We start from the raw sequence: 12684 nt of genomic DNA on the forward strand, positions 1-12684 counted from the left end.
ACTCCCGTCTTGTTTAACGCCGTTGCCAATGATGGATATCCCAGTCATGTAGAATCGCCAAATCCACCAATTCAGTACCCGGATTGATCACCGCAGCACGATCAACATACTCCAATAATGGTTTGTCATTGATAGAATCACTGTAACCATAGCTGCGCTGGAAATCTAACTGGGATGACTCGCTGAGCCACTGTTTTAGCCGCTCAACTTTCCCTTCGCGGTAAGTCAGCGTGCCATAAGTCTTGCCGGTATAGCGGCTATTTTCTACTTCTACGCCGATAGATAATGCTGCATTGGCTGAGAGTTGTTGTGCAATCGGCGTAACTAAATGCTCGCCGGTGGCTGAGATAATCACGATGTAATCACCACGATTACGGTGCCAGTTCATGAGCTTTCTGGCTTGTGGATACACGCGGGGTAAAATGTCGCGCTCAATAAAACGCTCAACCCAACCGGCAACTTCCACGGTGTGTTTGCCGATCAGCGGAGATAAGGTCGACTCCATATAACAAGACATCGACAGGCTCCCCTGATAATACTGCTTCATTAAATACTGCTCTTGCTCAGCCAGTTCCTGAGGGGCAAGCCCTTGATCAACCAGCCAGCGTAGCCACAGGCCTGAGCTGTCATCACTGATCAGCGTTTCATCGAGATCAAACAGAGCCAAATCCATTAAGCCACCTCCGGGTAGATAAAGCGGGTGAAGTGAAACTTAACCATGTGGGTGCTGGACATTGGCAATTCCTCACCGGAATAACGGCTATCAATAGTTAACCTAATACTTTCCACCCAAATAGCAAAGCAAATCAGCGTAGCGGCCAAATAAGACAAAATAATGAAAGAAATAACATAGAACGGATTGATATTGGTGTGCCGCTGAGTTTCGGTGTTAATTATTTATATCGTTTAGATATAAATTGTTAAGTATCTAGTCGAGAACGCTCTTAAAACTGCTTTTTATGGTTAAAAACCATATTGGTTTGCCGCTCAAGCCAAAGAGAGAGTGTTGTCGTCTGCCTACTTTCACCCCATAGCTCAGGAGCTAAATATGCTGATTATTCGTTTGTATGGTTGTCCAGTTTTCATTGGTTCTGAGCAAAAAAAGCAGCCCACTGAACATTCTGGAGTGAAAAATGAGTCACCAACACTTAAGCAGTCAATCGCCGGTTAATGCAAATACATTACCTTTATTGGATCTTTCATTGCTCAATGGCAGTGAAACTGAACGTCAGACATTCTTAGACGCTTTACGCCATGCCGCGCGAGATATTGGTTTCTTTTATCTGACCGGACATGGTATTGACCCCGCGTTATTACAGCAAATCCAAACCTTATCACGTGAATTCTTTGCTCTGCCTGATGAAGAGAAACTGGCGGTTGCGATGGTGCGCTCACCGCATTTTCGTGGCTACAACCGCGCGGCCTCTGAACTCACGCGCGGTCAGCCAGATTGGCGTGAACAATTTGATATCGGTGCTGAGCGTATACCATTACCCCAAACCCCCGGCACGCCAAGTTGGGCGCGATTGCAAGGCCCCAACCAGTGGCCTGAAACGCTGCCCGAATTAAAACCCACCTTATTGCAATGGCAGCGCGAAATGACGGGTATGGCATTGCGTCTACTGCGCGCCTTTGCTTTGTCATTGAATCTGGATGAAAACTCCTTCGATGAGTTGTATGGCGATAAGCCCAACGAACATATCAAACTGATCCGCTATCCGGGGCGAGAAACCACACAAAGCGGGCAGGGCGTCGGCGCGCATAAAGACTCAGGTTTCCTCAGCTTCTTATTGCAAGACCAGCAACGCGGTTTGCAGGTTGAAGTGGAAGAGGGGCGCTGGATTGATGCGGTGCCACGGCCAGATACCTTTGTGGTCAATATCGGTGAACTGCTGGAGTTGGCGAGTAATGGTTATTTGCGTGCCACGGTACATCGGGTCGAAACCCCACCGGCAGGGACTGACCGCTTATCCATTGCCTTTTTCCTCGGCGCCCGTCTGGATGCAGTGGTTCCGTTGTATCCATTAACCGCAGAACTGGCCGCTGAGGCCCGTGGCCCGGCGAGCGACCCCGATAATCCACTGTTCCGTGATGTGGGGTTTAATTATCTCAAAGGGCGTTTGCGCTCTCACCCGGATGTAGCAGCGAAATTTTATCCAGAAGTGGTCGCTCCATCAGTAGAAACTATCACAACCAATTGATATTAAATTATAAAAACTTATTTTTGGGGTAATTATTATGACTAAAACACGTATTTCTGGCTTGGTTCGCGCCGCAGTATTGACTGCACTGACCTCTACTTTTACTTTATCGGCCCAGGCCGCTGAGGCCTTGCGGGTGGCGGCCGATCCGGTTCCTCATGCAGAAATTCTGCAATTCGTGCAAAAGCTAGACCCGTCGTTGAACCTAAAAGTCATTGAAATCCCCAATGGCGTTAACTCGAATGAGCTGTTAGCCCATGGCGATGTGGACGCTAACTACTTCCAGCATGTCCCTTATTTGCACTCGCAGGAGCAAGCGCTGGGGCAGAAGTTTGCCGTTGCTGCCACGGTGCATATTGAACCCTTGGGTGTTTATTCTCATAAACATAAAACCTTTGCTGATGTGCCAGATAAGGGCACGGTTGCCGTACCGAATAACGTCACTAACCTCAGCCGTGCGCTCTATTTATTACAAGATCAGGGATTGATCACCTTAAAACCGGGTTTTACTGATCCGGCGAAAAACCAGGCCACACCGAAGGATATTGCCAGCAATCCCAAACATCTGAAAATTCTCGAAATTGAATCACCGCAGATCCCTCGCTCTCTGGATGATGTTGATTTGGCAGTGATCAATGGTAACTATGCACTGGAGGCGGGTTTGAACCCGGCCAAAGATGCCTTGGGGCTGGAGAAGGCTGCCGGCAACCCTTATGCCAATATTCTGGTAACCACACCTGCGCTGGAAAATGACCAACGTATCAAACAGTTGGCGAAAGATTTGCAGTCACCGGAGGTAGCGAAGTTTATCACTGAAAAATATGCCGGTTCTGTTATCCCAGTGGCAGGCATCAAATCATGATTAGCATCGAACGCCTGAGTAAAACCTACACACAAGGGGGGCTGCCAATGGTGGCCCTGGAGGAGGTCTCACTGGAGATCCCGACCGGCTCGGTGTTCGGCATTATTGGCCGCAGCGGGGCAGGTAAAAGTACCTTAATCCGCTGCCTGAATTTACTGGAACGGCCCACTTCGGGCCGTATTCAAGTGGATGGCCGCGAGTTAACCACACTTTCTGATCGGGAATTACGTCTGCAACGGCAGAATATCGGCATGATCTTCCAGAATTTCCACTTACTCCATTCACGTAATGTATGGGACAACATTGCCGTTGGGTTAGAAATTATTGGAATGCCGAAAGCACAACGCCAAACGCGCGTGGCGGAGCTATTGGATTTAGTCGGATTGGGCGATAAAGCCCATGCTTTTCCCTCGCAGCTATCCGGGGGGCAAAAGCAGCGGGTCGGTATTGCCAGAGCACTGGCAGCCAAGCCGTCCTATTTGTTATCTGATGAAGCCACCAGTGCGTTAGACCCTGAAACCACCGCCTCGATATTGGCGCTGCTCAGTGATATTAATCGCCAACTGGGGTTAACCATAGTGCTGATTACCCATGAATTGGATGTGGTGAAATCCATCTGTGATACTGCAGCGTTACTGGAGCGTGGGCGGGTGGTCGAAACCGGCGCGATAGCCGATTTACTCTCTTCACCAAACTCCCGTCTGGGGCGCGCATTGCTGCCTGCACGCGGCCCGGCATCACTCTCCGGCGCGCCGGTGGCGGAGCTGACTTTCTTTGATACCGTCTCGGCTTCGCCGGTACTCAGTGAATTGGCGCAACGTCATGCAGTCGGCGTCACTCTGCTCGGCGGCGGCGTCGAATCCATTGGTGGTCAACGGGTGGGGCGTTTACAAGTTGATTTCAGCCACCCAGACGGCGGGTTGAATTTAGCTGAAGTCTTACAATTTCTCAATGAGCGCGGTGTGAGGGCAGAATTGATATGAACAGTGGCATGAGTTGGCAGGATCTGCTGGAATTGGTCGCCAATGCGACCGGTGAAACCATCTATATGGTGGTGATCGCCACCTTTTTCACGATATTGATTGGCCTGCCACTGGGTGTCTTATTATTTGTTTCGCGCCCGAATGGGGTGCTACCTGCTCCCCGCGTGAATACATTGGTCGGCGCAATTGTGAATCTGGGGCGCTCAATGCCATTTGTGGTATTGCTGATTGCGCTTATTCCCATCACCCGTTGGATTATCGGCACCACATTAGGTAGCACAGCCGCCATTGTACCTATTACCCTTGGGGCGATTCCGTTTTTTGCCCGCGTTGTCGAAGCGGCGCTGGATGAAGTTGATAAGGGGCGTATTGAGGCCATTTTATCAATGGGCGGTTCCGCGCGGCATGTAGTCCAAAAAGTGCTATTACCAGAAGCCTTACCAGCTTTGTTAGCTGGGGTTACCTTAACCGTGGTGATGCTGGTGGGTTTCTCTTCCATGGCCGGTGTTATTGGCGGCGGTGGTTTGGGCGATTTAGCTATTCGCTATGGTTATCAGCGATTTAATAATGAAGTGATGGTCGCCACCTTGGTTATTTTGGTTATTTTGGTGCAGGGAGTACAAAGTCTGGGTGATCGGTGGGTTAGGTCATTGGCTCATCGGCGCTAAGCTATATCTGCATAGTTAGGTAGGAATGATCTCCATTCCTACCTTTCTCGTCTGATTCAACCTTAGCCGTTCAGCGCTTGGGCTAAGTCTGTAATCAAGTCTTCGGTATCTTCAATCCCCACGGATAAACGCAATAGTTGTGGAGTAATGCCATGTTTTAAGCGCGTTTCCAGTGGGATTGAGGCATGAGTCATGCTGTAGGGCTGGCTGATTAAGCTTTCAACCCCACCGAGGCTTTCGGCCAGCGTAAACAAATGTGAGCGTTTAATAACAGCGCGGGCGAACTCATCATCGCCTTTCAATCGCACTGAAATCATGCCGCCAAAACCGGCCATCTGTTTGGCTGCCAGCGCGTGTTGCGGGTGGCTTTTTAGCCCCGGATAATAGACATTTTCCACTTGCGGCTGCTGTTCAAGCCATTCGGCAATGCGCTGGGCGCTATCATTATGCCGCGCCATACGCAGAGCCAAAGTTCGTAAACCGCGCAATGTCAGGAAGCTACTGAACGGGTCTAAAATCCCGCCGACTGCATTGTGTAAAAAGCCTAATTGTTCGGCCAGTTCGGGGTGATTGCCGACCGCCGCGACACCCGCGACGACATCTGAGTGACCATTCAGGTATTTGGTGGCTGAATGCACCACAATATCAAATCCTAAATCCAGTGGGCGCTGAATATAAGGAGAGGCAAAGGTGTTGTCTGCCACACTAATTAATTGATGTTTCTTGGCAATCGCAGCAATCGCCGCCAGATCCGCCAATTTTAACAATGGGTTAGTGGGTGTCTCCACCCAGATCATTTTGGTGTCAGGTAAAATGGCCTGTTCCAAGGCAGCGGTATCCGCAGGTGAGACATAAGTGACGCGCAAACCGGCAGTGCGACTGCGTACTTTCTCCAGCAGACGGTAGGTTCCGCCGTATAAATCATCCACAGCAATGATATGGCTACCTTGATCCAGCAGTTCCAGAACGGTTGAACAGGCGGCTAAGCCAGAAGCAAAAGCATAACCACGAATGCCGCCTTCCAATTCTGCAATCGCTTTTTCCAGCGCGGTGCGTGTCGGGTTACCACTGCGGGAATATTCATACCCGGTGTGTTCGCCGGGGGCCGGTTGTGCGAAAGTGGATGTCGCGTAAATTGCGGGCATCACTGCACCGGTGCTGTCTGGGGTATAACCGGCATGGACGGTTAGGGTATCGAACTTTGCCATGATAAAAATCCTTAATAAGAGAAGATTAAGCCAGCTTTTGACGCCAGGTATTCAAAACATCGGTACGGGTAATCAGGCCGAGGAATCGCTCGCCATCCAGCACCACCGCCACATGACCATCATTAAAGGTCGCCAGTAAAGAGCGGTAATCGGCCTCTTTTTGTAAGGTCTTGACCTGACGAGTCATCGCGCTGCTGACAGGCTGTTTGAAATGAGAAGCATCGGCTTGCACCGCGTTCAGCAAGTCCCATTCGTCGATTAATCCAACCACCTTTTCGCCGTCTAATACCGGTAATTGGGAGATGTCGTACAGGCGCATGCGGGCATGAGCGACGGCTAAGGTATCTGCTGGCGAGACAGAAATAGTCGCACCATCCTCATGGCTATAAGTGATGTAATCACGCAAATCGCCCAGTTGAGGTTTGCTCAGTAGCCCCTGTTCCAGTAACCAGTAGTCATTGAACATTTTGGACAGATATTTATTGCCGCTGTCGCAGACAAAGGTCACTACTCGCTTGGTGGTAGTTTGTTCACGGCAATAGCGCAATGCGGCGGCCAGCAAGGTGCCGGTTGAGGAACCAGCCAATACACCTTCTTCGCGTAACAGGGTGCGCGCGGTGCTGAAAGCTTCAGCATCATCAATGCTGTAGGATTTTTTCACTTGCGAGAAGTTACTCAGCGGCGGGATAAAGTCCTCGCCAATCCCTTCTACCAGCCAACTACCTGCATCACCAATGCGGTCACTATCAACGAAATCCGCCAAAATGGAACCCGCTGGATCAGCCAGCACAAATTCAGTTGTTGGTGAAACGTCGGAGAAATAGTCACTCAGCCCACTCAGAGTGCCGCTGGAACCCACACCCACTACGATGGCATCGATTTGTTCGCCCATCTGCTGCCACAGTTCCGGGCCGGTTGAGGTGCGATGAGCAGCAGGGTTGGCCGGATTATTGAACTGATCAATATAGAAAGAACCCGGTGTTTCCTGTGCTAACCGCAGAGCATAGTCCTGATAATAAGCCGGATGGCCTTTACCCACATCAGAGCGGGTTAGCAGCACGTGCGCGCCCAATGCGCGCAGATGGAAAATCTTCTCCTGGCTCATTTTATCCGGTACCACCAGTATCAGCTTATAGCCTTTGAGTGCGGCAACCAGCGCCAACCCAAGGCCGGTATTCCCTGCGGTGGCTTCAATAATAGTGCCGCCGGGTTGCAGCAGACCGTCACTTTCTGCCTGTTCAATCATGGAGAGTGCAACACGGTCTTTAATCGAACCCCCAGGGTTTTGGTTTTCCAATTTCACAAATAATTGGCACGGGCCGGTATCAAAGCGGGTCAGTTCCAATAGGGGGGTGTGGCCGATAAGATCAAGCACCGAGCGTGGGATAGCCATTATTGACTCCAGTAAAAATTGAGTTAACTGAATGAGTTCGGTTAACTATCTACAACTGGATAGTAGCGCCAGCGGCTTAGGCACTAAAAAGAACAAATAACCCACACTTATTCCTTTTAGTAATATATTTGTGGTTTTTTAGACGTTTAGGTGCTTAGGTGTAAGGACGTTCAGACAGGCAGATGGTTAGCCGTATAGCCATCAATGCGGTGTGAAAACCGTCTCTTTACAAAACAAAATGTAAAACTATGCCCAATTGGTGCGGCAATGGGATAAATTTAGAAAGGTACTAATTTGTGGCTAAGCTAATATTTCAGTACCAGTGAAAAAACGTTACTTTTTCGCTAATTGGACAGTGGTTTTTTCTGGGAATACCACTTATTTCCGATTATTTGCAAGGATACTCTGGCGACCTCATGATGAAATTTATTTCCCCGTTTAAGCTAAAAAAGCTGACTTTCAGTGCTGGTTTATTGCTCTTGGCACTGCCTTATGCCCACGCGGCTGATTCTCCTGCGGCTCCTGCGATAGACGCCAAAGCCTATGTATTGATGGATTACAACAGTGGAAAAGTGCTGGCAGAAGGGAACAGTGACCAACGCCTTGACCCGGCCAGCCTGACAAAAATCATGTCCAGCTATGTGATTGGGCAGGCAATTAAAGCCGGTAAAGTGCATCCGGATGATTTAGTGACCGTGGGTAAAGATGCCTGGGCCACCGGTAACCCGGCACTGCGCGGCTCCTCATTGATGTTTTTGAAACCGGGCGATCAAGTGAAATTGTCCGACTTGAATAAAGGCATCGTGATCCAGTCTGGCAATGATGCCAGCATCGCGTTGGCGGATTATATTGCTGGCAGTCAGGACAGTTTTGTTGGCTTGATGAATAATTATGCCAAAGCGCTCGGCCTTAATAACACTAACTTCATGACGGTACATGGCCTTGACGCTCCAGGGCAGTACAGTACCGCGCGTGATATGGCCGTATTGGGGCAGGCGCTGATCCGTGATGTTCCAGATGAATATGCGTTGCATAAAGAGAAAGAATTTACCTTTAATAAAATCCGCCAGATTAACCGTAACCGATTGTTATGGAGCACTAATCTCAATGTGGATGGCATGAAAACCGGCTTTACCGCTGGCGCGGGGCATAATCTGGTGGCTTCTGCTACCGACGGGCCGATGCGTTTGATCTCTGTTGTGCTAGGCGCACCCAGTGACAGAGTTCGTTTCAGTGAAAGTGAGAAGCTGCTGACTTGGGGGTTCCGATTCTATGAAACGGTGGTGCCGATTAAGGCCACCAAGCCTTTTGTGACACAAAAAGTGTGGTTTGGTGATACAGGGCAAGCTGAACTGGGTGTGGCAGAGGATGCTGCTATTACTATCCCGAAAGGGCAAATGAAGAATTTGAAAGCCAGTTATAAGTTAAATGAGACTGAGTTACGTGCTCCGCTGGCGAAGCATCAGGTGGTCGGGACTATTGATTTTCAACTGAATGGACAAACTATTGATCAGCGGCCATTAGTGGTATTAAACGAAGTCAAAGAAGGCGGGTTCTTCAGCCGCATCTGGGACTTTTTAATGATGAAAATCAGCCAGTTATTTAGCTAATCTAAGGGGGCACGCAGTAGCTATTCAGATGGTTAACAAAGTCAAATGAAGGGGAAACGTGCCGCTGGGGTCGTAACGGCGTGAGCCGTCGGAGTGCCCCGAGGTGCGGTCAACCCTTCACTCACTAAGTTATAAATAGCGCTTTGCCATTGATCTCAAAAGGGCTACTTCACCGTAGCCCTTTGATCATCTGATTACTGAGAAAACTCAGTTACAGGCAACAATCTTGATTGCCAGACCACCACGGGAGGTTTCGCGATATTTTGAGTTCATATCTTTGCCGGTTTCGTACATCGTTTCGATGACTTTATCCAGACAGACACTTGGCTCGCTGGTACGACGCAATGCCATACGCGCCGAGTTGACCGCTTGCACCGCAGAAATGGCGTTACGCTCAATGCATGGCACCTGAACCTGGCCGGCTACCGGATCACAAGTCAGCCCCAGATTATGCTCCATGGCGATTTCAGCCGCGATACAAACCTGAGCAGGGCTACCGCCCATCAACTCCGCCAGACCGGCTGCGGCCATTGAACAAGCTACACCTACTTCCCCCTGGCAACCCACTTCAGCACCGGAAATAGATGCGTTCATTTTATACAGCGCACCAATAACACCTGCCACGAGGAAATAGCGACTATAGGAGTTCTCATTTACTGGGCGAATGAATTTGTCATAGTAAGCCAGTACCGCCGGGATGATACCGCAAGCCCCGTTGGTTGGTGCCGTGACCACGCGGCCACCCGCAGCGTTTTCTTCATTGACGGCCAGGGCATACATATTGATCCAATCGACAACCATCATCGGATCTGCATTATGCTTATCGGTAGTCACCAGCATACGGCGCAATGCAGCAGCGCGACGCGGAACTTTCATCGGGCCGGGCAACAAGCCTTCGGTATTAATGCCGCGCTCAATGCCAGAACGCATCACATCCCAAATCGCCGCAAAGTGGGCATTTATCTCGGCTTTACTGTGCAAAGCCAACTCATTTTGCATCACTAAACCCGATAAAGACAAACCGGTATCTTTACAGTGCTTTTGTAAGTCACGCGCAGAATTGAACGGATAGGGCACTGAAACCGCATGGCTATCCTGTTGATTAAACTGAGCTTCATCGACAATAAATCCGCCGCCGATGGAGTAATAAGTTTTGCTGAAAATACATTCATCACCCGCATGTGCGCTGATGGACATGCCATTTTCATGCAGCGGCAAGTTGGTTTCATGGAAATTCATCCCACCCTTTGCCAGAAAATCGACTTCATGGCTACCATTCGCCAGCAGCAAACGTTCCCGTGCGGCTACGTCATGGATAAAACCGGGGATAGCATCAATATCGACAGTATCAGGCAAATTCCCCGCCAGCCCCATAATGATGGCGATATCGGTATGGTGGCCTTTGCCGGTTAGAGACAAAGAACCGTAAACATCAACAGTGACTCGGGTGATGGCAGAAAGATGCCCCAGTGCGATTAAATCATCGGTAAACAGCTTGCCAGCCTTCATCGGGCCGACGGTGTGAGAGCTGGAAGGACCAATACCAATCTTGAAAATGTCAAAAACGCTGACCATATTATTCGCCTCCTTCATGTAAAGGCGTTAATTATTAAAATGCTCACACCCGTCATACTTCAGTTGCATGTGCGTTAGCTGCTTTCCTGCAACTCGAATTATTTAGGGTATATATTGCCGTGGGAGAAAGAGCCGGCGCGGACGCACCGGCTTTTGAAACGATTATCCGTTGATGCTAATGAGCTGGCCGTGGAGGTTAGCCAGCGTCAACATCATTTACCGAACAGGCTGAACAAGATTGCTGAGATAGCAATAAGACCCATGATGACCACGAATACGTTACTGATTTTGCCGCTGTATTTACGCATCGCCGGAACTTTGTGGATGGCGTACATTGGCATCAGGAACAGTAACATCGCGATGATTGGGCCACCCAGAGTTTCGATCATGCCCAGAATACTTGGGTTCATGGTTGCTACGATCCAGGTGGTAACCAGCATGAACAGTGCAGTAATGCGGTTCAGTTTGTCATGATTGATCTCTTTGCCTTTGCTGCGCAGAGATTTGATCATCATGCCATTGAAGCCTTCACGTGCGCCCAGATAGTGGCCCAGGAAAGATTTAGTGATAGCGATAAAGGCAATAACCGGTGCCATGTAGGCAATCATTGGGGTATTAAAGTGGTTAGCCAGGTAAGACAGAATGGAGATATTCTGGCTTTTCGCTTCTGCCAGATCCGCAGGGGACAGGCTCAGCACGCAGCTGAAGACGAAGAACATCACGGTAACAACCATCATGATGTGCGCGAAAGCTAAAATACGCGAGCATTTTTTCTCAGCATCAACACCATATTCTTCACGTTTTGCTACCGCAAAGGCAGAGATGATTGGGGAGTGGTTGAATGAGAACACCATCACCGGAATCACCAGCCACAGAGTCATCCACAGACCACTACCAGTACCATTGCCATCCATGGAAACGTGTTCGAAGATAGCACCTGACCAGTTAGGGATCAGGTAAACAGCTAGCAGCATCAATACCGCAACAAATGGGAATACCAGAATACTCATTGCTTTCACAATGGCATGTTCACCAAAACGCACGATAGTCATCAAGCCGATGATAAGGATCAGCGACAGGATAGCTCGTGGTGGAGATGGCAGATGCATCTGGTGAGTAATAAAGCTGTCTACGGTGTTGGTAATCGCCACACTGTAAACCAACAAAATTGGATAGATAGCGAAGAAGTAAAGCAGGGTAATCAGTTTACCTGCGCCTTTACCAAAATGCTCTTCAACCACTTCAGTGATATCTTCTCCCGGATTCTTACCTGACAGCACAAAACGGCACAGGCCACGGTGTGCATAAAAGGTCATCGGGAACGCAATAATAGCCATAACGATAAGAGGCAGAAGGCCGCCGATACCCGCATTGATTGGCAGGAACAATACACCTGCGCCGATTGCAGTACCGTACAGACCTAACATCCACATGGTGTCACTTTTACGCCATGTGCTTGATGAAATTTTTCCCGAGGAGGCAATAGTGCCCGTTTGAGTAGTGTCCATGAAAAATCTCCAATGTGAACACGTTAATTTAAAATTAAGAGCCGAAAGTTAAGTACCTGTAATGCTTATTTAGCGACGTTATCAGGTGAAAAATTCAGTCAAAACGATTTGTTTAAAATTGGTGCCCTGGTTATTACTTTGGTGTCGTGGTTGTGATTTATACCTAAACGTTAAAGTGCAAAATTTAACCGATACTAAGAGGGTGAATTCACTTTATCGGATATTTTTGTTGTTCAGTAAAGAACAGTAGTTTTTGCTGGCGGCAAGATAGCGATTTGTAGTGAAAACTACCGTGATCATGCTCCCAAATGCTCAATAAACTCGACTTTCATGACTTGTTGCGAATTTACAACTTATTGTTATGTGAATGTTTATAATCCATCAATAAGCACAATGAAAAATGCTCCTTTTTTACTGAGCAATAAATAAACAATTTATTTTTTATCCCTCACTCTCTCGGGGGCAATATATTTTAACCCGGCTTGCGAATCTAGTAGAAATCGAGTTTTTCACCGATTTGTTGATGAAAATCATTAATGTAAAAAAAATGATTTTAATTAACTTATTGATATGCATGCATTTTATATTTCCATCTCTAATAAGTAATTGTCTCTGATAATGGCGGTGATATAAGCAGTGAAATAAGGAAGTAACAATAAGATTGCTGATAAACAAG

Annotated in this window: 10 protein-coding genes; 5 read left to right on the forward strand and 5 right to left on the reverse strand. The window is 48.6% G+C overall.

Annotated features, from left to right (window positions below; translation table 11 throughout):
• Positions 1-13: 13 nt before the first annotated feature.
• On the reverse strand, positions 14-673 hold the full coding sequence (locus HU019_RS06680) for an HAD family hydrolase (protein WP_174847022.1): 660 nt from the start codon (positions 671-673) through the stop codon (positions 14-16).
• 460 nt (positions 674-1133) lie between these two features.
• On the opposite strand from HU019_RS06680, the gene HU019_RS06685 reads away from it, so the two are divergent.
• The 4 genes from HU019_RS06685 to HU019_RS06700 are packed head-to-tail and all read left to right on the forward strand — an operon-like array spanning position 1134 to position 4714.
• Positions 1134-2201: an isopenicillin N synthase family dioxygenase gene (locus HU019_RS06685; RefSeq protein ID WP_174847023.1), complete on the forward strand. Its 1068-nt coding sequence runs from the start codon at positions 1134-1136 to the stop codon at positions 2199-2201.
• Positions 2202-2238: 37 nt separating this feature from the next.
• Positions 2239-3063 carry a MetQ/NlpA family ABC transporter substrate-binding protein gene (locus HU019_RS06690; RefSeq protein WP_174847024.1) on the forward strand — a complete coding sequence of 275 codons (825 nt, stop codon included), beginning with the start codon at positions 2239-2241 and terminating at the stop codon, positions 3061-3063.
• Entirely contained in the window at positions 3060-4046 is a 987-nt protein-coding gene (locus HU019_RS06695) for a methionine ABC transporter ATP-binding protein (protein WP_174847025.1), read from the forward strand. Before HU019_RS06690 ends, HU019_RS06695 begins: the two co-directional genes overlap by 4 nt.
• Positions 4043-4714 carry a methionine ABC transporter permease gene (locus HU019_RS06700; RefSeq protein WP_019079923.1) on the forward strand — a complete coding sequence of 224 codons (672 nt, stop codon included), beginning with the start codon at positions 4043-4045 and terminating at the stop codon, positions 4712-4714. The genes HU019_RS06695 and HU019_RS06700 overlap by 4 nt, the downstream gene beginning before the upstream one ends.
• Before the next feature lie 62 nt (positions 4715-4776).
• Here the strand turns inward: HU019_RS06700 and HU019_RS06705 are convergent, their stop codons facing one another.
• Entirely contained in the window at positions 4777-5922 is a 1146-nt protein-coding gene (locus HU019_RS06705) for a trans-sulfuration enzyme family protein (RefSeq protein WP_174847026.1), read from the reverse strand.
• A 25-nt stretch (positions 5923-5947) separates the two neighbouring features.
• Positions 5948-7315 (reverse strand): pyridoxal-phosphate dependent enzyme, encoded by a 1368-nt coding sequence (locus HU019_RS06710; protein ID WP_174847027.1) that lies wholly within the window; start codon positions 7313-7315, stop codon positions 5948-5950.
• Positions 7316-7731: 416 nt separating this feature from the next.
• Between HU019_RS06710 and HU019_RS06715 the strand changes: the two genes are divergently transcribed.
• Positions 7732-8925, forward strand: a complete 1194-nt coding sequence (locus HU019_RS06715; RefSeq protein ID WP_174847028.1) for a serine hydrolase — start codon at positions 7732-7734, stop codon at positions 8923-8925.
• A gap of 207 nt (positions 8926-9132) precedes the next feature.
• Here HU019_RS06715 and HU019_RS06720 read toward each other — a convergent pair whose 3' ends face one another.
• The gene (locus HU019_RS06720) at positions 9133-10500 is read right to left on the reverse strand and encodes an L-serine ammonia-lyase (protein WP_174847029.1); all 1368 of its coding nucleotides are present in this window, start codon (positions 10498-10500) and stop codon (positions 9133-9135) included.
• 212 nt (positions 10501-10712) lie between these two features.
• Positions 10713-12008, reverse strand: a complete 1296-nt coding sequence (locus HU019_RS06725; protein WP_174847030.1) for an HAAAP family serine/threonine permease — start codon at positions 12006-12008, stop codon at positions 10713-10715.
• Positions 12009-12684 lie beyond the last annotated feature (676 nt).

It is taken from the genome of Yersinia artesiana, assembly GCF_902726545.1.
In the GTDB taxonomy this organism is placed as follows: domain Bacteria; phylum Pseudomonadota; class Gammaproteobacteria; order Enterobacterales; family Enterobacteriaceae; genus Yersinia; species Yersinia artesiana.